Below are 21,489 nucleotides of genomic sequence, written 5' to 3'. Positions count from 1 at the left end.
TAGATGTCAGCGGTGATTGGCACGGTTCTGTCAGCGCTAAGTGACACCGATCACGAGCGTGCTGCGGGCCGCTTCGACCACATCCTCGGTGATGACGGTCAGCTCGTTGAGACGTAGGATGCGCTCGATCTGGACGAACAGGCGATGCAGCAGCCGGAAGTTGCCTCCGGTCATGCGCACGATCGCGGCGACCGCCTGGGCGTCTGTGAAGTCTGCGTCGTCCAGCGACAACCCGAGATCACGCCAGCGCCTCGTCAGCACGAACGTCAGCTCCTGGTCCTGCAAGGGACGGTAGTGATGGGCGAAACCCACCCGGCTGAAGAGCTGGGGGTAGCGCGCCATGCGCTTGTCGATCCCCGGCATGCCGATCAGGATGAGGCCGATCCCCCGTCGATCGAACAGATCACGCAACCATTCCAGCGCTGTCGTGGTCAGCCGCTCGGCCTCGTCCACGATCAGCAACTCCACGTAGCGGGTCGTGTGGTCGATGATCTTGCACTTGCCCTCAACGCAGGGGCGAACGTGATCGTCGATGCACATGTCAGCGCGGCTGATAAGGTCCGGCACGTCATGCCGCAGCTCGCGCAGGCTGCAGCTGACGGTCGGCGTGAAGAAGACGGTCCGGGATCGGGCGAGGTAGGCATTGACCTTCGCCTCATCTGGCCCACGCCTGCCCCATACTTCAACGGTTTCGGCAGCCACATCCCAATGGGCGTAGCGGCGGGCGGAAAGCGTCTTCCCGACCCCGGCGGGGCCATGGCACAGGCCGATATAACGATGTTTGCGGACGGCATCGGCGAACTCGGTGAAGCGGCGATGCTCCTGGGTCGCGATGAAGCTGGTGGCGCGAGCCGTGCCCATCAGTCGCCTTCGCTATAGGTGCGCAGGCGCGGTTTCTTCGGCGGTCGTGTGACTTCGGCGCTGGCCGAACGGGCCGGTGTCGTTGGCAAGGCGGGGCGAATAACGAGGGCTGGAAAGAAGTCGGCGACACGGGTCTTCCGCTCTCCGATTTCGCATCGCAGGCGACGGCGGTGCGCGACGCGAGCGGCCTGTATGTCCTTCAGCGTGATGCTGTCGCCGGCATGGTCGGCGCTTACTGCCCTGCACAAGAAGGTGTTGCGGTGGAAGACACGGATCTCGCCCATGTCGCGAGGATCATAGCGGATCGTCACCGGCTCCCCGACATACGCCGCGAGCGTCGGATCAAAGTAGCGCAGCCCCTCGAAGCGGATGCCGTCGCGATGGACCGTGCGGGACTTGGCGACCATGACCAGCAACGCGTCCAACTCGGCGAGCGTATCTGGCATTCGGGGCAACCACCCGTCGCCGCGCCATGCCTCAACCGGGGCAACGCCGATCGCGCGATGCGGACGGGCATTGTAGGTCGAGACGATGTAGACGCCGATCGCCGCGTCCAGCTCTGCGAGCGACAGGCGGGGCGGCGAGGCCGGCTTGCCGTTGTGAAGATTCCCCGGCAGCTCGGGCAGTAGCTCAGTATTGATGGTGCGGAACAATCGCTCGATCTTGCCCCGTCCCTGTGGTCGGGCAACGCCCGAGTAGATCAGGCGGAAGCGCAGGTCGGCCGATGCTTGTTCGAGGTGGAGGCTGGTGAAGTCCGATCCGTGATCGACGTGCAGCACGTCGGGGATGCCGCACACAGGCCACGCCGGATCAGCCTTGCGCCAGATCGCCTGCCGAAGCGCGAGCGAAGTGTTGAGCGCGGACGGTGCGCCCAGCATCACCATGTAGCCGGCGATCGCTCGCGAATGATCGTCCAAAACTGTCGTCAGCCACGGTCGGGCCTCTTTGCCGTCGGCGTCGAGGATCAGGATATCGAGCTGCGTGTGGTCGGCCTGCCATGTCGCGTTGGGTCGGACGGCCCGGTGTCGATGGATTAGCTCGTACTTGTCGCGGAACGCGGCTGCGCCCTCGTGCGCCAGAGTCGCTATCGCCGGATCGATCCCGCCCACGATGCTACGCACGCTGCCGTAGGATGGTGCCCGCCATCCCCGCTCGCTGGCAAGGCCGGTGATGCGTCGGTGGATGGTCGCGATCGATGGCGGCGGCTTCAGGAGTGCCATGCCTTCGATCAGCTCGACCAACTCCTTTGGGAAGGTGCGCTTACCGGCTTCCGGTCGCGGCGGACGCACGAGCCCAGCAGGTCCATCAGCGCGGTAACGGGCGATCCAGCGCCGGGCGGTTCGGATCGGGATGCCGGCATCGGCCGCCACCTTCGTCAGTGGCACGCCATCGATCAGGTGCGGTCGCAACACAGCCATGCGCTTCGCGACTTCTGCGCTTTCAATCTCCGGCCCTCGATCATCCGCCATGGTGATCGCTCCTGTCCGATAGAGGATCGTTCAGCGGACGGTCGCTGGCTAACCTGTCGAGGCACGGGAAACCGCCAAAAGCCGAGTCTCACATAGATGGTACTATATCTTTTGCGTTGAAGGACCCCTTTACGTTACAGATTTGTCCATGACGCACACGCTGATCGGTTATGCCCGCTGCTCCACTGACAAGCAGGACCTTGCCGCCCAGCAGGATGCGCTGGTCAAACTCGGCGTCGCGGCCGATCGAATCTACACCGACAAGGGGTTCACCGGCACGAACCGGAGCCGCCCCGGTCTGGACCAGGCGCTGGCGGCAATACGAAGCGGCGACACGCTGGTAGTCCCGAAGCTCGACCGTCTCGCACGATCGGTGCCGGACGCGAGGGCGATCGGCGACGACCTTGCCGCGCGGGGCGTAAAGCTACAGCTCGGGGCCAGTGTCCACGATCCGTCCGACCCGATGGGCAAGCTGTTCTTCAACATCCTCGCCACCTTCGCCGAGTTCGAGGCCGACCTGATCAGGATGCGGACCCGCGAAGGCATGGCGGTCGCACGTTCGAAAGGGAAGCTGCGCGGCAAGAAGCCCAAGCTGTCGGATCGCCAGCAGAAGGAGTTGCGCCGCATGTATGACACCGACGATTATTCGATAAGCGATCTCGCCGAGGTGTTCTCGATATCCCGGCCGACCGTGTACCGCACGCTTGGACGCCAACCCGCTGCACCTGCGGGCAAGGCGGCATGATCCTCCCCCGGCCATCTCGTTAAATCTTCCCAATCGGCAAGGGCGGGATGCGACGATCGCCACTGGACTATAGCCGGTAGTTTTGGCACCCTATCGTTATGACCTTCGTGTTTCACATCGCTATTGCGTGCAGCGGACGAATTAACCGCCCGGCCTGATGCGTCGGGCCGGGTTTATCCGCATGTGAATGTCATGATGCCAAGCGCATCTGCGAAGGTTCTCGATTATGTCCTTAGAACACCCGACGCTGCACCTTGTGTGCGGTAAAATAGCTGCTGGAAAATCCACGCTTACAAGTGCCTTGGAAAAAAGCCCCAATACGGTTTTAGTGAAAGAAGACTATTGGTTGGCGCGCCTCTACCCAGGCGCGCAAAATTGCCTTGCAGACTATGTACGAAACTCAACGCGCCTGCGCGATGCAATGACACCGCATCTGATCGATTTGCTGCGATCCGGATTATCGGTAGTATTGGACTTCCCGGCAAACACGCCAGAAAGTCGCGCATGGATGCGCTCCCTGTTTGAACAGGCTGGATGCGCTCATCAGCTCCACTTTCTCGATGTAGATGACGATGTTTGCAAAGCTCGGCTTCATCAGAGGAATGCAAGCGGCACGCATGAGTTCAACGTCAGCGACGAAGATTTTGCTCTGTTCACCAAGCACTTTGTTCCCCCTGCAACCAGCGAAGGGTTCGACGTGGTGTCACATCGTCCATGACGATCGCCCCTCCGCTATCACGCCTTGGGCGTCGGTAGCGGAGGGCCAGCCGATTGCTTCAATCCAATCGTGATCAGATTACCGGTTCCCATTTGTGGATCGTTTGCGGGACCGCGTGCCCCGACGTAGCGTGACAATTACCGCTGACAGAGCGTGCCAGTTAGCGCTCAAATCTACACGCATAGCCGACGAGCAAGGGGCTTCTCCGAAAACTCGACACGACCTAGCCGGATTTCGGAGAAGGAAACAAGGGACGGTTTTAGGAAGTCAGATGGGCCGTTTTAGTGGCTTCCGCCGCGATCGGACCGGCTGTCGCGCGAACGACCGTTTGCGAGAGCATTTGTTGATCTCTACCTTCCGGCGATGGTCACTGCCCGGTTGTTCTTTTCGCTTGTGTTGATCGCGGTCCTGACCAGATGGAAGAGCAGCTGCCCGCCCGAGTGGCGAACGGCAGATAACCAAGCTCGTCGAGCATCACGACCTCAAGGCGTGACGGCCGAGCTGCGAACGTACCGGCCTCGCCGAGGCGGATTTCCTCCTCAAGCCGGTTCACTCAGTCGATCGTGTGAAGTAGCGGTCGCGGGCACCATTTGCCGGTAATGGCACTTGCAAGGCACGTCTTGCTAGTTCCGGTAATAGCAACCGAAATAGTACTGATTATAAATTTGGCTGTTGAAGTGAAATTCAAATAGTTACGACGATCGCCAAGTTAAGGTCGCGTTCACGCTCGGAATTATCATCCGCTCCCCTAGATCACGGGCCGACAAAATAAATAGGCTTTTACCCTAAGGTTCGGTGGACGATAATGAGGCGTTGAAAGGCTGCTCACCCTGCTCAATATTGTCGGAAGGTCCGTAATTGCTATCAAAGCGGCGATCTCGCACCGGCGCCTGATCACGAATTCTTGGCTGATACAACCCACCGCCAAACAATCCCAAGTCTCGCGCCTCTGCGCGTCCCATACTCGCAAGCAAGGCAAAACCGGCCACATAGGCGTCCCGTTCAGCAGTTACCAACTGGACTCTACTATTGAGCAGTTCCTGTTCGGCATTTAGTACATCGAGTACGTTGCGCGTGCCGACGCTATTTTCGGCGCGAACACCCTCAAGCGCCAGTTCGTTTGCCGCTACGGCTGCTTGCGATGACCGGATTACCCGCTCCGTCGCGCGGTGCCGGGTAAAAGCAGCGCGTGTTTCCGCAACTACCCGGCGCTCAACAAACACGATCTGTTCTAGTGATTGACTGGACAAAGCCTGTGCTCGTCGAACCTGAGCAGCGGGCAGACCACCCTGGTAGAGCGGAATCGTAGCAGAAAGCCCGACTGTAGCAGTTCGCTGGGATTGGAGGAACGCCCGACCGGGAATCGTGCTGGTTAGTGTGCCCAGATAGTTATTATAGTTGCTTGAACCCACAGCCGCTAGCCGTGGCAGCCGGGCGGCGTTAGCTACACGGATGTCGTAGCGTGCCGCCGCAGCGTCGAACTTCGCAGCGATCAACAGTGGGTTGTTGCGGAATGCCGTCACCAGCGCCGCCTCTACGTTCGCCGGCAGTCCCAGAAACTTCGGCGGTTTCTCCAAATTTTGTGCTGGAACACCAACAAACCGAATGTAGTTCTCGAGGCTGGTAACCAATTGTGCTTTTACAAGTTCGAGCTGCCCACGAGCGAACTCGAGCCGTGCCTCCGACTGAGCGACGTCGGTCCGGGTAAGGTCACCGACCTGAAAGCGATCACGGGATGCGCTAAGATTGGTTTCAAGAACTTCGACATTACGGGTGTTTAAACCGACAATGGCGCGGTCACGAATGACATCCATGTAGACTGATACAATAGCGGTGAAAACGTCCGCTTCAGTTGCTCTAAGGTTTGCCCGGCCGGAATCCACCCGAGCGTCCGCCGCGCGAATGCCGTTTTTGACACGGCCGCCTTGATAAAGCGGCAGCGACACATTCGCCGCCGCATTAGCGGCTCGCAGTGGTGCAGAGAAGCTATTAGCGGTACGAACGATAAACTCTTGATAATCTGCCGTTGCCGACAGGGTCGGCCGCGCGGCGGCCTTTGCAATCGAAACGCCTTCATCAGTCACGCGCAAACCCGCTCGCGCACCTGTCAGGCTTGGGTTCGTGCGATAGGCATTTATGAGTGCCTCGCCGAGCGTGTCTCCTCGAACCGGAACAGTCGTACTTAAAAGAATTGCGATCGCGCATGGATAAAGGGCGGCGTACTTCATTTGCACTCCCGTGCGTTGTTCTCCCCATAAATGCCTGAATGGGACTCACGGGCTTGTTTGATGTACTATTCAGGTAAACGTTACCCCAGCCTTGTACGGGTGGCCGATCAGACCGGCAAAGAATAGAAAGGGCAATAGCGAGCCTTTGCGCTCAATCACGAAAATTTGATGATTCCGATAGTAGAAACCGTGCGATTGGGGGAACGACCCTATTCAAAATACCGATCATAGTCTCTGAGCTTACCATGGCTTGTTGAAACATACGTTACAAGTTGCACCATCTGGTCGGTCCTCCAACACCGGCCCCATGCGCAGTCGTTTAATGGGACCTGAGTCAAGTCACTCCTCTCCGGTTGATGGAATTAACTCTAGATTTCCTGCTTTGGCAAGTCGCGTTTCCGCCTTCCTGCATAACCCATTGTCAGTTGTCAGTGTTCGTGCTCCTGAGCAAACGGCGGTGTCCCGCCATCAGGCCGAACGGAGTTTTAAATGGGTGACTACGACTACGACATTCTTGTCATAGGTGCCGGTCCCGGCGGCTATGTCGCTGCCATTCGCGCGGCGCAGCTCGGGCTGAAGACAGCCTGCGTAGAGGCGCGCGAGACCCTTGGCGGAACGTGCCTCAACGTCGGCTGCATCCCATCGAAGGCACTGCTCCACGCCTCCGAGCTGTACGAGGAAGCCAAGTCGGGCGCTCTTGCGAAGTTTGGAGTAGAAATCGAAGGCGCTCGCCTGAATTTGACGCAGATGCATTCCGAGAAGAGCAAGGCCGTCGGAGAGCTGACCGGCGGCATCGCCTTCCTATTTAAGAAGAACAAAGTCGAGTGGCTCAAAGGGCTGGCCACCTTCACCGGCAGGGACAGCGTCGAAGTCGCAGGCAAGACCGTGCGCGCAAAGAATATCGTGCTCGCTACCGGTTCGTCGGTGACACCGCTTCCGGGTGTCGAGGTGGACGGCGAAGTGGTTGTGGACTCCACAGGCGCGCTGGCGTTCCCCAAGGTCCCCGAACATCTCGTCGTCATCGGTGCCGGCGTGATCGGCCTTGAACTCGGCTCAGTTTGGAAGCGGCTTGGCGCCAAAGTGACGGTGATCGAATATCTCGACGAAATTCTTCCTGGCCTCGACGGCGAAGTGCGCAGGGAAGCGCGCAACATCTTCGGCAAACAGGGGCTCGCGTTCAAGCTCGGCACCAAGGTTACCGCGGTCGCACGCAACGGCTCAACCGCAACCATTACGGTTGAGCCCTCTTCCGGTGGCGAGGCTGAAACGATCGAGGCCGACGTGGTACTGGTCGCGATCGGACGGCGCCCTAACACCGGAGGCCTGGGACTCGACAAAGCCGGGCTTGGCTTGAACAAGAAGGGGCAGATCGAAGTCGACCACCGCTTTGCAACCGCTGTTCCCGGCATCTGGGCGATCGGCGACGTCGTTCCTGGCCTTATGCTTGCGCACAAAGCGATGGACGAGGGAATTGCGGTCGCCGAGAATATTGCGGGGCAAATCGGTATCGTGAATCACGCGGTGATACCATCCGTTGTCTACACCCATCCTGAGATCGCGGGCGTCGGCCTGACCGAGGAGGAGGCGAAAACACGCGGGGAAATCACGGTCGGCAAATTCCCCTTCGCAGCCAACAGCCGCGCCAAGACCAACCGAGATACCGACGGCTTCGTCAAGGTCGTTGCCGATGCCAAGACCGACCGCGTGCTTGGGGTTCACATCATCTCCACACTCGCCGGCACGATGATCGCTCAGGCTGCCCAGGCGATGGAATTTGGCGCAACTAGCGAGGATATCGCCTACACCTGCCATGCCCATCCCACGCACTCGGAGGCGCTCAAGGAAGCGGCGATGGCGGTAACGGGCAAGCCAATTCACATGTGAGGCAAAATCTTTGGCTGCCCCAGCCTCCTCTCCGCAGGGCGTCTTGTCCAAGGGGTCACTGCACGAAAGTGAAGTTTACGTACGCTAGGACCGAACGAACGGCGAACGCTGACGGTGCTAACGTCGGAAGGGTATGACGACGGCATGGTCGAGGAAGGCGCGCATACCTTCTTCATCGACGGTCTGACGAAAAACAGCATGCGCGGCATCATCAGTCGCGAACAGGTCGTCCCAGACCGTAGAAGTTCCATGCTCGTTTTCGACTTCAAGCGACCAGCCCGGCTCATTTTCCAACCGGATGATGTTCACTCTCACGGTGACGCCCTGTTCGGTGACGAAACCAGACAGGCTCGAGGTGACGATGTTGGGATCGCGTTCGTGCATCACTCTTTCCTCATGTTTTGTGTGCGGTTTTAGCAGCGGTGGGGTCGGTTCCGGTTGAGGGCGGAATGACACCCTAAGCGTGGGGCACGAAGCACGCAGTCTGAGTTTATGGTCGCCGCGCTCTTCGGCATTGCGATCCTCGCAGCGGGCTTCATGCTGTCCTGGGGTGCGGAGGCCGCAGAGAAGCGCGTCAGCCAAGGGCTGATCGTGGCGGCAATCGCGCTCGTCACCGTGCTGCCGGAGTATGCGGTCGACTTCTACTACGCCTATGCCGCGGGACAGGACCCGTCGTCTAACTATGTTCACTACGCTGCCGCGAACATGACGGGCGCCAACCGCCTGCTGGTCGGACTGGCGTGGCCGCTGATGGTGCTCGTCCACTGGTTTCGCACCCGCCAGCGCCGCATCGACCTTGCACCGGTCAACGCGGCAGAAGTCGTGTTCCTACTGATCGGCACCGCCTGGTCGTTCACGATCCTGATGCGCGATGCGATCGGGTGGATCGACAGTGTCGTGCTGGTCGCGATCTTCGCCGCCTATGTCTGGCGCGTCAGCTATCTCCCCGAGGCGGAAGAAGACGAGGACGACGAACCTGGCCCCGCAGCCGCGCTTAGCCAGCTGTCGTCGGCGCGTCAGTGGGCCGCGATGGCGGCGCTAACGGTCGTTGCGGCGACCGTTATCCTGATCTCGGCTGAACCGTTTGCCGAGGCAATGGTGGACTCAGGGCGCTCGGTCGGCATCGATGAGTTCCTGCTGATCCAGTGGCTCGCGCCACTCGCCAGCGAGGCGCCTGCGGTGACCATCGCGGTACTGTTCGTGCTCTCGGGGCGGGCGGCTAACGGCCTTGCAACGATGATCTCGGACAAGATCAACCAATGGACCCTGCTGGTCGGCATGCTGCCGTTAGCAATGAGCCTCGGGGCAGGCGGACTCACCGCTCTGCCGCTCGATGCGCGGCAGCATGAGGAGTTCTTTCTCACTGCCGCGCAATCGCTGTTCGGCATTGCCCTGCTGTTGCGGTTGAGACTGGGTGTGTGGGGTGCGCTGGCGCTCACCGGCCTGTTCGCCCTTCAGGTCGGCTTGACGCTGAATTTTCTCGGAGACGATGCGCGAACGATCGCCAGCCTGACGTGGCTTTCCTGGGGGTATCTGGCGCTTTCCGCGATCGTCGTGGCCACGAACGCAAAGTCGCTTGGACATCTGTTTGCGGTCGGTCTCTTCGCCAGCCACCCTGAAGCCCATCCGCCCCGCGCCGCTCCCGCCGCAGGCGAGCAGTCATGAACGATTGAGCGCCTATCCGGGTGAATGACCGAGGCCGATACCGGCTGCGTCCCGGCCCCAGGCGGCGACGTGCAATGTTCGAGAGCCGAACCATATATATTCGGTCCGGCAGCCCAACTGCCGACCAAGAACGAATGGAACGCACCATGCCGAACATCCGCAAGCCTATCATCATCGTCCCGCTGGCCGGGGCGGTTCTGCTGGGCGGCTGCGCCACCTATGCGCCGCGGCCCTCCGCCTATTCCTACTTCGCCGTGCCGTGCGACACTCCCGGTGCGATCCGGGCAGTACCGATCTCTCCGCCGGATGGTCCGCCCGGGGGAACATCCGCTGCACTCCCGGCGCCCGTTCCGCCGCAAGCGGCCGTTCCCGCAGCGCCGGGCAGCGTGGCTCAAGCGGGCGCAAGCGACTGCCTGATCGCGGTCGCTGACCGCGGGCGCGGTTGGCGCGGCGCTGGCTACTATGGCGGCGGCTATCCCTATCGTTATCAAAGCCCCTACGGCTACTACGGCTCGCCCTTCTACGGATCGCTCGGGATCGGGATTGGTCTTGGTGGCGGCCACTACCGAGGCGGCCATTTTAGCGGAGGTCATCTCGGAGGGGGGCACCGCGGCGGAGGGCATGGCCGACGTCATTGACGTGACGCTTGCTGAACGGAACTTCTTCAGTGTGAGGGTCGCTCATCGACGCTGAGAACCCGGGCTAACCCAGTCGGATGAGCGATGATCGTTGTGCTCGGCAAAAAGGGGCGCTGATACTGCTTTGATAGTATGGCGAGCGAGGCGCTTGCGCGAGGTAAGGGAACGGCTGTGCCATCGTCGCGACCGCGTCGATCGACAACCTGCGCGCCGCGATGAAGTGATCATTTTGGGGAAGGATAGGAAAAGGCAGTGGCCTTGAACGTGCAAGATCGCTACGCGACCGTTCGATGAGCCGCCTGCTTCCTTTCCTGATCGGCTTGATGCTGGCCTCGCTCCTGGGACTGGGTTCAGTTTTCCACGTAAGTGACGAAGGATCGAGTACCCGTCGCGTCGCCACGCCTGGCCTCGTCCTTTCGATGGCGAGCGTGAGCGAGCCAACAAGGGATCAAAGGCCTGTTGGTGTTAGCCCATGGCTGCCACATGCTCATAGTGAATGCCACGGCGATCACCTGATCGTGCCTGCCAAGGCGATCATCTCGCAGATGAAGCCCGAGGACGCTTATTCGGCGATCGAGCAGCGGATCAGCGAAGGCATGACCGCCGCGCCAACGTTGAGACCGCCAAAACTGTAAGCCTCGGCAACGGCCGACTGTGTCGCTGAGTGCCGGCATGGTCGCTGTTAAGGGTGACTTCGCGACGCGATTTCACCCGATTTTGGACGTCGGGGCGATCCGCTTCCGACTCAAGATAAGCGGCAACCCTGCTTTGCTCGCCGCTCGCCAAATCCTGCATGCAGTTACGGAGTACCCTTGTGTCCTCTTCGAGACATCCTCTTGCGTCCTTGCGGACAGATGTGCCCGCATCCATCGTCGTCGCGCTCGTCGCGCTCCCGCTCTGTCTGGGCGTCGCCCTCGCTTCGGGAGCACCCCTGTTTTCTGGCCTGATAGCAGGTATCGTGGGCGGCCTCGTAGTCGGCGGCCTGTCCCGGTCTCCGTTGTCCGTCAGCGGTCCTGCCGCGGGCCTTACGGTTATCGTACTCGACACCATCAATTCTCTACCGAGCTATCCGATCTTTTTGTCGGTAGTGGTTTTGGCGGGCGCGTTGCAGCTGACATTTTCTACGGCTCGCGCGGGGATCCTGAGCGAATTTATCCCGTCCTCAGTGATCACGGGGATGTTGGCATCGATCGGACTCATTCTTGTTATCAAGCAGATTCCGTTCGCGATCGGCTATGAAGTCGAGGCTGAGGGTAGCTTTCAGTTCTCCTCTGGCAACGGGAACACGTTCACCAACCTTTTCGTGTTCCTGAGGCGCAAGTTTGAGCCGGGCGCGCTGATCATCAGCCTTGCGGGCCTTGCTTTCCTGTTCTGGTGGAACAGCGCGAAACCCAAGCAGGGTCCGCTCCGTTTCTTGCCAGGCCCCTTGGTGGCCGTCCTGATCGGCGTCATCGGCAATGCGCTGCTCGGGGCGTTTCTACCTTCCTGGAAGATTGGCACGGAGCATCTTGTTCAGGTGCCAGTCTCCAAAAGCCCGGCCGAATTTGCTCAGCTTTTCTCCCTTCCCGATTTTTCGGGTATCGGGAGCAGTGCCGTCTGGATCGCAGCAGCCACGATTGCCATCGTCGCTAGCCTGGAGTCGATGCTCAGCATCAAGGCCATCGACGAGCTCGACCCGCAACGACGCACCACTGACAAGAACTGGGAACTGATGGCCCAGGGTGGCGGCAACATCGTGTCGGGACTGCTGGGAGGGCTGCCAGTCACCTCGGTGATCGTGCGTTCCTCGGCCAACGTCGGTGCGGGCGCGCAGAGCAAGGCGTCGACGATGCTGCATGGGCTATGGCTGCTGTTGTCGGTCGCGTTGATCCCCATGGTGCTCAACCTCATCCCGCTAGCGGCACTCGCGGCGGTGCTGATCGCAACCGGCTACAAGCTTTGCACGCCCCAGCTTTTCCTGGACCGCTACCGACAAGGCTGGACCCAGTTCATCCCGTTCGTAGTAACCGTGATCGCGATCATGTTCACCAACTTGCTCGAAGGCGTCCTGATCGGCCTTGTGATTGGGTTCGTGTTCGTCATAGCGCGTAATTTTCGATCTGCCGTAACGTTTGCATGCGAGGGCAATGATTGCCTCATCCGTGCACGGCGTAACCTGTATTTTATCCACAAATATGAACTTCAGAAGCAACTAAACCGCATTCCCGAAAATAGCCGGCTTCTGATTGATCTTTCCGCGACGAGCTATGTTGATCTCGATAATGTCGAGATTATTAACTCCTTTATCAAAGCCGCTCGATTCAAGTCGGTAGATGTGGTCGTTCGTGGCGATCTTGCCGAACGGACATCTCCTTTGATCAACGCCCCCGTAGTTGGAGTAAGATTCGCATGAGAGAATATCGACAGCTTCTTCTCGCCAACCGGGCTTGGTCGCAGGAACTTATCGACGAGCGCGCGGACTTCTTCACGCGACAAGCCGATGGCCAGAAGCCAGCGTTCTTGTGGATCGGTTGCTCGGACAGCCGGGTCAGCCCTGAACAGATGACCATGACTCCTCCGGGAGGTATGTTCATTCACCGCAACGTCGCCAACCTTGTTAATCCGAGCGATCTCAACCTGATGGCGGCGCTGCAATATGCAGTCCAGGTGCTCAAGGTTCCGCACATCATTGTGTGCGGTCATTATGGGTGTGGTGGCATCAGGGGGGCATTCGCAGGAGGAGCTACCGGTCAACTCAGGCAGTGGCTCGATCATGCGAGTAGCGTTGTGCGCGATCATGCCGATGAACTTGCAGCGTTGGATGGTGAGGAAGCCAAGCTCAACAGACTCGTTGAAATGAATGTCAGGGATCAGCTGATCAACTTGGCAAGAACCGATATAGTTGAAAGCGCGTGGAAAGACGGCCAACCGCTTTGGTTGCATGGCTGGATTTACGACATTCGCGACGGTCATATCAAACCGCTGATGGAACTGGATGCAGACGCTTCCTTGGAAGAGGTCGGCCGCCCAGATAGCGTCCTTTTCTCGCATCCCGATCATACCAAAAACAGCATCTCTTTGGATTAGGACAAAGGACGCTTATAGAAAGTGTCATTAGTAACACGAGCATCGGCGCGCCACCGTCTTTTCAGGACGCACGTGTGATCGAGTGTTTCATCAAGTAGGAGGCAACGAGCCATGCGTATTGTGAACTGTTTGATGCTCACCGTGTTACCCGGCGGGCTCGCGGCCTGCACGCTCCCGTTCTCGCAAAAGCCTGTCATCAGCACTCCCGTCTATGATCACGTGCCGTGCCGCACCCCAGGGGCCCGGCTCGAAGAGCCGGTCGAATTCGGCGCGGCTTCTCGAGGATCTGATCGACCTGACGCCCAGTCAGGCTCGGCAAGGCCCAAAACGCCGACTTGCGTAGTCGAACGAGGGCCGAAATACCGATCGCGATGATATCTGACGACCCGCTCAAGGAACTTTCTATGTCGGATGATGAGATTCTATATTTCGAACACAGAGCGCAGGTTGAGGTCGAGCTTGCCGAGAACTCTACCAAACCAGAAGTGATCGACGCCCATCGCAAAATGGCTAACGCCTATTTTGAAAGGCTGGTCGAGCTGAGATTGTCGAGAGCTAAACAGGACCGCGCGCCTCTCTAGTTCCTCCGTATCTCCGTCACAATCAAACAAAGGGTGATCACTATTGACCTTGGTTACCAGTAGTTTCTCAGAAGCCTTATGGCACCTTCTCAGTCTTCTGATCGCCTATGTTCTGGCTCTTCCGATTGGCTGGGATCGAGAAAAAGAGGAGCGAAGCGCCGGCATTCGCACCTTTCCACTCGTTGCCGTCGCCAGCTGTGGCTTTGTGCTCATAGCGATAGCCGTTCTTGGTCGGGAGTCGCTTGGTCAGGCTCGCATCCTTGAAGGCCTGATCACCGGCGTCGGGTTCATCGGCGGCGGAGCGATCCTGAAGCAAGGGAGTCGAACATCAGGGACGGCCACGGCGGCGAGCCTGTGGGCGACAGGGGCCGTTGGTGCCGCGGTCGGATATTCGCTGTACGATATCGCCATCATCATCAGCGCTGTCACCTTCCTGACTCTTCGACTTTCACGTCCACTCAAGAAAACCGCGGGCGAACAGGGCGACAACGTGGATAGCGCACCGGCACTGCCAGGCGGGGCCAACGCCCGACCGGAACCGGATTCAGGATAGTCGATTGCTGCGCGGATCGGATTAAGGTCGGGCGCTACGCGACGACAAATGGTTTCGACCCACATAAGATAAGGAGAAGCAGTTTGGGCCAGTGGATCCAGCAGCTCGTCGACCAGCTCGGCTATCTTGGCGTCGCGGTGCTGATGTTCGCCGAAACCGTGTTCCCGCCGCTGCCCTCGGAAGTCATCATGCCGCTTGCCGGCCTGCGCGCTTCGCGCGGTGCACTGTCGCTGCCGGGCGTGGTCGCCGCCGGAGCGGCGGGCGCCATGGCGGGCAATCTCTGCTGGTACGCCGTCGCAAGGATGCTTGGCATCGAGCGGCTGCATGGCCTGGTCGATCGGCACGGCCGATGGCTGACGCTCGAATGGCAGGAGGTCGAGCGCGCGAAGACCTGGTTCCACGGCCACGGTGGCCCGTTCGTCTGCATTGGGCGGATCGTCCCCACGGTGCGATCGGTCGTATCGATCCCGGCCGGGCTCGTGCGGATGCCACTCGGACCCTTCCTCCTGTGGTCGACGATCGGCACGGCAGCCTGGACCGCGATGCTGGCCGCCGCCGGCTATCTGCTGGGGCAGCGCTATGGGGCGGTCGAGCGCTATGTGGGTCCGGTCTCGACAGCGATCATCATCGCGCTCGTGCTCTGGTACGCTTGGCGGGTAGCCACGTGGGGGCGTCGTCATGGGCGTTGAGGTGCCAAAGCCCATGAGCGACGCCACCATTCGGCGCGCGTTCTGGCGGACCGCCACGGCAAGCCGTGCGGCCGTCATCGTCGACGCCGATGACTATTTCAGGGCCGCCCGCTCCGCGATGCTCAAGGCCAAGCGGCGCATCGTGCTGATCGGCTGGGACTTCGACGCCCGGATCCAGTTCGCCGGGGAGGGGCAGGACGAGGGTCCGCCGACGGTCGGAGCGTTCATCAGCTGGCTGGTCAAGCGCAGTCCCCTGCTCGATATTCACATACTGCGCTGGGATACCGGTGCGCTCAAGACGCTGTTCCATGGCCGAACCCTGTTCACGATCCTGCGCTGGATGCGCGACCGCCAAATCCACCTCAAACTCGACGGGCATCATCCGGTCGCCGGATCGCATCACCAGAAGATCGTGGTGATCGACGACTGCATGGCCTTTTGCGGCGGCATCGACATGACCCGCGAACGATGGGACACGCGAGACCACCAGGACGAGGAACCGCGCCGCGTCCGACCGGACGGCACGCCGCACGGGCCGTGGCATGACGCGGCCATGGCGCTGGAGGGCCCGGTGGCACGCGCCCTCGGTGACGCCTGTCGGGAGCGGTGGCATGCCGCCGGCGGGTATTCGATCGAGCCCGTGACCGATGGCGCGGATTGCTGGCCTGATGGGCTCGAGGCAGACTTCAGGGACGTGCCCGTCGGGATCTCGCGCACGCTGCCAAAGCTCGCCGACCAGGAACCGGTCCACGAGATCGAGGCGCTGTATGTCGCGCTCATCGCGCGGGCGCGGCGGCTGATCTATGCCGAAAGCCAGTATTTCGCCTCCCGGCGGGTCGCGGAGGCAATCGCCAGACGACTCGACGAGACCGATGGTCCGGAAATCGTCGTCATCAACCCGACGACCGCGAACGGCTGGCTCGAACCGATCGCGATGGATACGGCCCGTGCCCGGCTGGTTGCCGAACTCCGGAAGCGCGACGTGCACGGCCGCTTCCGGCTTTATCACCCGTTCACCGCCGCGGGGGCACCGATTTATGTCCATGCCAAGGTCACGATCATCGACGACGTCGTGCTGCGGGTGGGATCCTCCAACTTCAACAACCGGTCGCTGCGCCTCGACAGCGAATGCGACGTGACGATCGACACGACCGGGGCATCCGACGCCGATGGGCATCGAAAGATAGCCGACATCCGCGCCGGTCTGCTCGCCGAGAACCTTGGCGCCAACAAGGACGCGGTCATCGCGAAGTTCGCCGAAACCGGCTCGTTGATCGCAACGATCGCGGCGTTGCAGGCACCAGGTCGCTCGCTACGCGAGTACGAGCTGCCCGAACTGTCTTCGATGGAAAAATGGCTGGCCGACAGCAAGCTGCTCGACCCCGAGGGACCCGACGAGATGTTCGAGCCGTTTTCGCGACGCCGAGGTCTGCTCTTTCACCTGCGGCACCGACACCGCCATCATCCGTGACCCGTACTGCCACGACCAGAAGGACCGGGGGCCAGTCCCGAACAAACATCCTTAACGATTTCTAATCATTCTTGCGCGAAGATGCGCGCTCTATCGTTCGCGTGAGAGGTCGACAGGCATGAATGTGAACGGCGTGGCCGATGTCATGGCGATGCGCAACGCGGTGCTTCAACGAAACGCCGCACTGAGGGATGTCGGCTCGGCTTCGTCGCCGAATGCGCTGCGGGGACCGGATGGCACTGCCCCATCGACGAGCTTTGCCGCGACGATGCAGACCGCGCTTCAAAAGGTGAATGCGCTCCAGGAACAGGAGGATGTCGCGACCGAAGCCTACGAACGAGGCGAGACGACCGATATCGCGACCGTGGCGCTGATACAGCAACGCGCCTCGGTTTCGTTCGAGGCCACCTTGCAGGTCCGGAACAAGGTTCTTTCGGCCTACAAGGACATCATGAGCATGGCCGTCTGATCACAGCCTGCGTCCATCGAGTGCCCGATGGCCGCGGGATGGCTCACCTGCTGTCAAGACTCCGAACCGCCGGTGGTGATGAACGACGATCTTCATGCCGGACGGCGTGATCGCTGCTGTCATTTTGGGCGTATGGCGTGCGAGGTTCATGCATGGGATAAGGCGTAGGCTGCGGCATCTGGTACGCGGGACGGGGTGCGGACGAGGCAGGGTAACCGCCGTAGCTTCCGCCCTCATAGGCATGCCCGCCATCCCAGTTGACCCCGCCATGCGTGCCGCTCCAGTTGACGCCGGCACCATGGGACATGACCTGCGCGCCAGCCGGCGCTGCCGCCAAGCCGGCAAGGATCATGATTCCAAGTGTCAGCCCGCATCTTCTGGTCACGCTATTTCTCCCTCCATGCACCGACAACCATGAAACGGCTGCCTGTTCAGAACGCCAGCCGAGTGCGGATCAATGCCGAAACAGACCGCCAAGAAAGCCGCCGGGACGATAGCCGCCGTGGCCACCACGGTCATGCCCGCCACCATGACGTCCACCGCCATGAGATCCTTCATTGTACCCGCTCCAGGGAGCAGGCTGAGCATATCCAGGTGCAGTCGGTTGTGGCGGGTAATCGGGTGCCGGCCTCGACGTCGCCTCGTACGAAGCGTTCTTCTCGATGATCTTGTCGAGTTCGCCGCGGTCCAGCCAGATGCCCCGGCATTGCGGGCAATAGTCGATCTCGACCCCCTGCCGGTCGGCGAGCACGAGGTCGACCCGGCACACGGGGCAGAGCATGCCCTGCAACCGGGTGGTCGCGGGTACTGTTGCGGCATCCGTCATGGTGCATTCCTCTCTTTGGTCGGCACCGCTGGGGCGGTCTGCCCGGGAAGCGCTGCTTTCATCTTAATAGCCATAACCCCCGTAGCGCTGATTGCGCTCCTGGCGCTCATGCCGCCGTTCACGACGTTCCTCGCGGCGATCATGGCGATTGTTGTAGCCATAACCGCCCTGGTAATAGCCGCCACCATTACCGCGCCAGGACTGCTGATGGCCACCGCCTCGATCGCGGTAGGCGTCGCCATATCCGCCGTGTCCTCGGACCTGATTGCCGTAGGACGGGCCGCCATTATGTCCGCCGTAACCGCCATGGGACTGGGCCATCGCGGCCGGCGCAGCAAACGCCAGCGCCGCCGCGGCCAAGATCAAGGATCCTCTCATGACTACCTCCATCAAGCGTGACCGAATGTCACGTCTAGTAGATAGGACCGCGATATTGAATGCAGGCGGAATGCGATCGACAGCTTACATTCACTAACAAGAGATGATATTATATTAATTGCGTAGTCAGGTAAGAGTCATGGCATAAAATTATCTCATCGAACCTTTAAGTGTCTCAAGGCACTTGTACCCTCGACTAGATCCATTTTGCGCGCTTGAACCTGATATAGAGCATGCTGCACACCGTAGCGACTACCGCGAGTACGACGAAATATCCATACTTGGTTTTCAACTCTGGCATGTTTTCGAAGTTCATACCGTAGATGCCTGCGAGGGCAGTCGGCACGGCCAGAATGGCCGCCCAGGCCGCAAGCTGCCGGGTACTCGCACCAGTGCGCTGCTGTTCGAGCAGATTGCTGACCTCAAAGACCGATGTGAGCACTTCGCGAAGGCCACCCACCGTGGTTTCAACTCTATGAATATGGTCTAGCACATCTCGGAAATACGGGATTACCTCCTGGTCGATGCAAGGCATGTCGGGGTGGGTGAGTTTGTTCGCTACCTCGCCCATGGGGCCAAGGACCCGTTGGAACCGCATCAGCTCACGTCGTAGATTGAAGATGCGACTGATTTCCTCCCGGGCCAGGAAAGCGTCAAGCGCCCGTTGCTCCATTATGACGACTTCCTCCTCGATGGCCTCCCCGATCGGCAGATAGCCATCGACGATGAAGTCGATAATGGCGTGCAGAACATAGTCGACACCATGCGCGAGTAGTGACGGCGCCGCCTCAAGCTGGCCGCGCAGCGTGCTGTGCGAGCGTGCCGATCCATGCCGCACGGTGATGACATGACTGGGACCCACGAATATCGCGGTTTCACCGTAGGCGATAACCTGATCCTCAAGCCGGGCAGTCAGCGCGACCACGAACAGCTGATCGCCGTAGACATCGACCTTCGGATGCTGGTGGGCTTTCAGAGCATCCTCAACCGCAAGCGGGTGAAGGCCGTAGTGCTCCTGGAGCTTCCGAAGCTCCTCCTCGGACGGCTCCAGCAGGCCGATCCAGACGAACTCCGCCTTGTCGTCCGAACAGAATGTCGGCTCGTCGATCGAAAGCGACCGGACCCGCTGGCCGTGGCGATAAAGGGAAGCAGCAACAACGCTCATCAGGACCCTCTAAACATTGATAGACAATCGCCCTAACAGGAGACGATCCTTACGTCGCTGCGAACGCCTATCCCCACTGCTGAAGCCTCAGACATGCCTGGGGCTTCCTCACGGCCCCTGTACATTATCAGGACATGGAATCACGGTAGTGGCTGATCGGGTATCTCGGGCAACCAACCGCATCAGAATATCAACTGATTGCAACGGCAAAAAGCATCAGTGCTAAGGTCATAAGCAATCCGCCGACGCCTAATCGCGTCCTCGATCTATCAGCGGGGCTTACGTTAAGTGAGCTAGCAGCCGGCCTAGGTGTTTAGTCCCGGCATCTGGTGGATCGGATTGACGATGAACCTATCCGGCTCTGACGTCCAGATTTTGGCGATGTATTCGTAGGGTGTGAGTCCGCTGAGCGTCTTGAGCCGGCGGGCAAAGTTATAGGCAGCCATGAAGTCAGCGAGGTGCGTCCGTAGCTGGTCATGGCTCTCGTAGTGGAAGCGTTTGACGGTCGCCTCCTTGATGGTGCGGTTCATCCGCTCGACCTGACCATTGGTCCAAGGGTGGTTCGGCTTGGTCAACCGGTGCTCGATGTCGTTCGCTTCGCAGATCATATCGAAGCGCATCTGACGCGACCAGGCGGTGTTACGGTTGCGCGGCTGGTCGGCGAACTGGATGCCATTGTCGGTCAGGATCGTGTGGATACGGTAAGGTACAGCTTTTAGCAGGTGTTCCAGGAACTCCCACGCCGTTCGCCGATCAGCCTTGTCGACCAACTGGGTGACGGCGAACTTGCTGGTGCGGTCGATGCCAACGAACAGGTAGAGCTTGCCTTCGGCGGTCTGCACCTCTGCAATATCCACGTGGAAGAAGCCGATCGGGTAGCGCTTGAAGCGCTGTCGCTTCGGCTTGTCCCCCTCGATGTCCGGCAGACGGGATATGCCATGACGCTGGAGGCAGCGGTGCAGCGCTGAGCGCGTCAGCTGCGGGATCGAGGGCTGCAACGCGTAGAGGCAATCGTCGAGCGGCAGTAATGTGTGACGCCGGAACGCGACGACGGCCGCCTCCTCAGCTTGGGTCAGGGTCGTTGAATGAGGGGCCTTCGGCCCGGTCTTTTGATCCTCGACCGTCGCCCGCTTACGCCACTTCGCTACCGTCTTAGGGTTGATCCCAAGCTCTCGGCTCAGCGCCGAGAGCGAAGCTTGCGATCGCTGTATTGCTGCTCTGACGGCGTGCGTGGTCGTGGCGCTCCCGTGACGTACCTGTCCCATACGGCTTCCTTCCATTCTAACGAAAGGATCGCACCATCAAACCGTGGGATCAAACATCTAACACCTAGCCTCCGTAACGGGTATAAACGCGCTGGCCAGCCGGGCCGAACGCGATGACGTCGAAGGGTTGCGGCTTCGCGCCTGGCACCTCCATCCCCGGCGAACCAAGTGGCATTCCTGCTACGGCTAGGCCGTGGACGCCCTTTGGATGCTGCGCAAGCACGCGCTTCATGTCGGCGATCGGCACATGCCCCTCAAATGCCATGCCATCAATGATGGCGGTGTGGCAGGATCCGAACTGCGCCGGTACACCCACACGGCGCTGAAAGGCGGCCCGGTTTGCGTCGTCCAAGATCTGTACCTTGCGCCCGAACTGCTGGTGGACCTGATCTGCCCATTTCTCACAGCAGCCACAACCTGGGTCACGGTGCATGGCAATATCGGCTGCATCCGATGCTACGCCAGGAAGGACCGTCAACAGGAGGACGGCGAGACCAGCCATTCGATATTTCATGTCAGATGCTGCCACCTGGCTTCTCCTTCTTGAGGCAATAGGCTGCTGCCACGGCCAAAATCGCTAATTAACAAACGCCAGATACATACTTTCTGCTGCACAAGAAACGGCAACAACATCGCAGTACCTCGCTTCAATCTTACCCGCGACCCTATCCTCACATTGTTTTTCCATCACACATTCGGAAAGCCGCGAAGGCAAAAGGTAGTATTCAACGGAATGGCTATTATTCTAGCCTACAACCACTACGGTAAGGCAAATATAAGAGACAGAAAGGGTTAAGATGCGTCTCCCTGCCATATCC

Annotated in this window: 21 protein-coding genes and 1 pseudogene; 12 read left to right on the top strand and 10 right to left on the bottom strand. The window is 60.1% G+C overall.

Annotated elements, in window-relative coordinates; all coding sequences use genetic code 11:
• Window positions 1–36: 36 nt before the first annotated feature.
• Together AC1MH0_RS23575 and AC1MH0_RS23570 are read right to left on the bottom strand one after the other, a co-directional pair.
• A complete protein-coding gene (locus tag AC1MH0_RS23575; RefSeq protein WP_480966473.1) occupies window positions 37–861 on the bottom strand; it encodes an AAA family ATPase in 825 nt (274 codons plus the stop codon).
• Window positions 861–2,330: a transposase gene (locus AC1MH0_RS23570; RefSeq protein WP_480966472.1), complete on the bottom strand. Its 1,470-nt coding sequence runs from the start codon at window positions 2,328–2,330 to the stop codon at window positions 861–863. The genes AC1MH0_RS23575 and AC1MH0_RS23570 overlap by 1 nt, the downstream gene beginning before the upstream one ends.
• Window positions 2,331–2,478: 148 nt before the next feature.
• On the opposite strand from AC1MH0_RS23570, the gene AC1MH0_RS23565 reads away from it, so the two are divergent.
• Together AC1MH0_RS23565 and AC1MH0_RS23560 are read left to right on the top strand one after the other, a co-directional pair.
• Complete coding sequence (locus tag AC1MH0_RS23565; RefSeq protein WP_480966471.1) at window positions 2,479–3,075, top strand: recombinase family protein; 597 nt, start codon at window positions 2,479–2,481, stop codon at window positions 3,073–3,075.
• Between the two features lie 226 nt (window positions 3,076–3,301).
• A complete protein-coding gene (locus AC1MH0_RS23560) occupies window positions 3,302–3,793 on the top strand; it encodes a P-loop nucleotide/nucleoside kinase family protein (RefSeq protein ID WP_480966470.1) in 492 nt (163 codons plus the stop codon).
• A 410-nt stretch (window positions 3,794–4,203) separates the two neighbouring features.
• On the opposite strand, the pseudogene AC1MH0_RS23555 reads toward AC1MH0_RS23560, so the two are convergent.
• Both AC1MH0_RS23555 and AC1MH0_RS23550 read right to left on the bottom strand, forming a co-directional pair.
• Window positions 4,204–4,436 (bottom strand): annotated as a pseudogene (locus tag AC1MH0_RS23555) (ATP-binding protein); the annotation flags it as partial.
• Window positions 4,437–4,578: 142 nt separating this feature from the next.
• Window positions 4,579–6,021: a TolC family outer membrane protein gene (locus AC1MH0_RS23550; RefSeq protein ID WP_082441329.1), complete on the bottom strand. Its 1,443-nt coding sequence runs from the start codon at window positions 6,019–6,021 to the stop codon at window positions 4,579–4,581.
• Between the two features lie 489 nt (window positions 6,022–6,510).
• On the opposite strand from AC1MH0_RS23550, the gene lpdA reads away from it, so the two are divergent.
• The gene (gene lpdA, locus AC1MH0_RS23545; protein ID WP_056060025.1) at window positions 6,511–7,905 is read left to right on the top strand and encodes a dihydrolipoyl dehydrogenase; all 1,395 of its coding nucleotides are present in this window, start codon (window positions 6,511–6,513) and stop codon (window positions 7,903–7,905) included.
• A gap of 117 nt (window positions 7,906–8,022) precedes the next feature.
• On the opposite strand, the gene AC1MH0_RS23540 is transcribed toward lpdA, so the two are convergent.
• Entirely contained in the window at window positions 8,023–8,289 is a 267-nt protein-coding gene (locus tag AC1MH0_RS23540; RefSeq protein ID WP_056060022.1) for a hypothetical protein, read from the bottom strand.
• 108 nt (window positions 8,290–8,397) lie between these two features.
• Here AC1MH0_RS23540 and AC1MH0_RS23535 point away from each other — a divergent pair, with 108 nt between their 5' ends.
• The 9 genes from AC1MH0_RS23535 to fliE all read left to right on the top strand — a co-directional run bounded on the left by AC1MH0_RS23535 (window position 8,398) and on the right by fliE (window position 17,037).
• Window positions 8,398–9,570 carry a sodium:proton exchanger gene (locus tag AC1MH0_RS23535; protein WP_082446659.1) on the top strand — a complete coding sequence of 391 codons (1,173 nt, stop codon included), beginning with the start codon at window positions 8,398–8,400 and terminating at the stop codon, window positions 9,568–9,570.
• Between the two features lie 928 nt (window positions 9,571–10,498).
• Window positions 10,499–10,843: a hypothetical protein gene (locus AC1MH0_RS23530; protein WP_156360280.1), complete on the top strand. Its 345-nt coding sequence runs from the start codon at window positions 10,499–10,501 to the stop codon at window positions 10,841–10,843.
• Window positions 10,844–11,064: 221 nt separating this feature from the next.
• Entirely contained in the window at window positions 11,065–12,600 is a 1,536-nt protein-coding gene (locus tag AC1MH0_RS23525) for a SulP family inorganic anion transporter (protein ID WP_235516319.1), read from the top strand.
• Window positions 12,597–13,274: a carbonic anhydrase gene (locus tag AC1MH0_RS23520; protein ID WP_056405860.1), complete on the top strand. Its 678-nt coding sequence runs from the start codon at window positions 12,597–12,599 to the stop codon at window positions 13,272–13,274. The genes AC1MH0_RS23525 and AC1MH0_RS23520 overlap by 4 nt, the downstream gene beginning before the upstream one ends.
• 371 nt (window positions 13,275–13,645) lie before the next feature.
• Window positions 13,646–13,855: a hypothetical protein gene (locus AC1MH0_RS23515; protein ID WP_056405858.1), complete on the top strand. Its 210-nt coding sequence runs from the start codon at window positions 13,646–13,648 to the stop codon at window positions 13,853–13,855.
• Between the two features lie 49 nt (window positions 13,856–13,904).
• A complete protein-coding gene (locus AC1MH0_RS23510) occupies window positions 13,905–14,408 on the top strand; it encodes an MgtC/SapB family protein (protein ID WP_082446662.1) in 504 nt (167 codons plus the stop codon).
• An 83-nt stretch (window positions 14,409–14,491) separates the two neighbouring features.
• Entirely contained in the window at window positions 14,492–15,097 is a 606-nt protein-coding gene (locus AC1MH0_RS23505; protein WP_082446657.1) for a DedA family protein, read from the top strand.
• A 13-nt stretch (window positions 15,098–15,110) separates the two neighbouring features.
• Window positions 15,111–16,568, top strand: a complete 1,458-nt coding sequence (locus AC1MH0_RS23500; protein WP_056405854.1) for a phospholipase D-like domain-containing protein — start codon at window positions 15,111–15,113, stop codon at window positions 16,566–16,568.
• Between the two features lie 118 nt (window positions 16,569–16,686).
• The gene (fliE, locus tag AC1MH0_RS23495) at window positions 16,687–17,037 is read left to right on the top strand and encodes a flagellar hook-basal body complex protein FliE (RefSeq protein WP_056060013.1); all 351 of its coding nucleotides are present in this window, start codon (window positions 16,687–16,689) and stop codon (window positions 17,035–17,037) included.
• Window positions 17,038–17,491: 454 nt separating this feature from the next.
• Here the strand turns inward: fliE and AC1MH0_RS23490 are convergent, their stop codons facing one another.
• The 5 genes from AC1MH0_RS23490 to AC1MH0_RS23470 all read right to left on the bottom strand — a co-directional run bounded on the left by AC1MH0_RS23490 (window position 17,492) and on the right by AC1MH0_RS23470 (window position 21,185).
• Complete coding sequence (locus tag AC1MH0_RS23490) at window positions 17,492–17,863, bottom strand: TFIIB-type zinc ribbon-containing protein (protein ID WP_235516318.1); 372 nt, start codon at window positions 17,861–17,863, stop codon at window positions 17,492–17,494.
• Between the two features lie 63 nt (window positions 17,864–17,926).
• Window positions 17,927–18,241: a hypothetical protein gene (locus AC1MH0_RS23485; RefSeq protein ID WP_156348781.1), complete on the bottom strand. Its 315-nt coding sequence runs from the start codon at window positions 18,239–18,241 to the stop codon at window positions 17,927–17,929.
• A gap of 196 nt (window positions 18,242–18,437) precedes the next feature.
• Window positions 18,438–19,406: a magnesium and cobalt transport protein CorA gene (locus tag AC1MH0_RS23480; protein ID WP_056405852.1), complete on the bottom strand. Its 969-nt coding sequence runs from the start codon at window positions 19,404–19,406 to the stop codon at window positions 18,438–18,440.
• A gap of 305 nt (window positions 19,407–19,711) precedes the next feature.
• Window positions 19,712–20,671 carry an IS481 family transposase gene (locus tag AC1MH0_RS23475; protein WP_056059999.1) on the bottom strand — a complete coding sequence of 320 codons (960 nt, stop codon included), beginning with the start codon at window positions 20,669–20,671 and terminating at the stop codon, window positions 19,712–19,714.
• Window positions 20,672–20,735: 64 nt separating this feature from the next.
• On the bottom strand, window positions 20,736–21,185 hold the full coding sequence (locus AC1MH0_RS23470; protein ID WP_056059997.1) for a DUF411 domain-containing protein: 450 nt from the start codon (window positions 21,183–21,185) through the stop codon (window positions 20,736–20,738).
• Window positions 21,186–21,489: the final 304 nt, after the last annotated feature.

It is taken from the genome of Sphingomonas sp. AP28 (genome assembly GCF_056680455.1).
Note: the sequence above shows the minus strand (reverse complement) of the source record. Positions and strands in the feature narration are given on the sequence as shown.

Excerpts from the sequence above, each read along its gene's own strand:
- AC1MH0_RS23575 (WP_480966473.1), bottom strand. The coding sequence starts at position 861 with ATGGGCACGGCTCGCGCCACCAGCTTCATCGCGACCCAGGAGCATCGC.
- AC1MH0_RS23570 (WP_480966472.1), bottom strand. The coding sequence starts at position 2,330 with ATGGCGGATGATCGAGGGCCGGAGATTGAAAGCGCAGAAGTCGCGAAG.
- AC1MH0_RS23565 (WP_480966471.1), top strand. The coding sequence starts at position 2,479 with ATGACGCACACGCTGATCGGTTATGCCCGCTGCTCCACTGACAAGCAG.
- AC1MH0_RS23560 (WP_480966470.1), top strand. The coding sequence starts at position 3,302 with ATGTCCTTAGAACACCCGACGCTGCACCTTGTGTGCGGTAAAATAGCT.
- AC1MH0_RS23550 (WP_082441329.1), bottom strand. The coding sequence starts at position 6,021 with ATGAAGTACGCCGCCCTTTATCCATGCGCGATCGCAATTCTTTTAAGT.
- lpdA (WP_056060025.1), top strand. The coding sequence starts at position 6,511 with ATGGGTGACTACGACTACGACATTCTTGTCATAGGTGCCGGTCCCGGC.
- AC1MH0_RS23540 (WP_056060022.1), bottom strand. The coding sequence starts at position 8,289 with ATGCACGAACGCGATCCCAACATCGTCACCTCGAGCCTGTCTGGTTTC.
- AC1MH0_RS23535 (WP_082446659.1), top strand. The coding sequence starts at position 8,398 with ATGGTCGCCGCGCTCTTCGGCATTGCGATCCTCGCAGCGGGCTTCATG.
- AC1MH0_RS23530 (WP_156360280.1), top strand. The coding sequence starts at position 10,499 with ATGAGCCGCCTGCTTCCTTTCCTGATCGGCTTGATGCTGGCCTCGCTC.
- AC1MH0_RS23520 (WP_056405860.1), top strand. The coding sequence starts at position 12,597 with ATGAGAGAATATCGACAGCTTCTTCTCGCCAACCGGGCTTGGTCGCAG.
- AC1MH0_RS23515 (WP_056405858.1), top strand. The coding sequence starts at position 13,646 with ATGATATCTGACGACCCGCTCAAGGAACTTTCTATGTCGGATGATGAG.
- AC1MH0_RS23500 (WP_056405854.1), top strand. The coding sequence starts at position 15,111 with ATGAGCGACGCCACCATTCGGCGCGCGTTCTGGCGGACCGCCACGGCA.
- fliE (WP_056060013.1), top strand. The coding sequence starts at position 16,687 with ATGAATGTGAACGGCGTGGCCGATGTCATGGCGATGCGCAACGCGGTG.
- AC1MH0_RS23490 (WP_235516318.1), bottom strand. The coding sequence starts at position 17,863 with ATGACGGATGCCGCAACAGTACCCGCGACCACCCGGTTGCAGGGCATG.
- AC1MH0_RS23485 (WP_156348781.1), bottom strand. The coding sequence starts at position 18,241 with ATGAGAGGATCCTTGATCTTGGCCGCGGCGGCGCTGGCGTTTGCTGCG.
- AC1MH0_RS23480 (WP_056405852.1), bottom strand. The coding sequence starts at position 19,406 with ATGAGCGTTGTTGCTGCTTCCCTTTATCGCCACGGCCAGCGGGTCCGG.
- AC1MH0_RS23475 (WP_056059999.1), bottom strand. The coding sequence starts at position 20,671 with ATGGGACAGGTACGTCACGGGAGCGCCACGACCACGCACGCCGTCAGA.
- AC1MH0_RS23470 (WP_056059997.1), bottom strand. The coding sequence starts at position 21,185 with ATGAAATATCGAATGGCTGGTCTCGCCGTCCTCCTGTTGACGGTCCTT.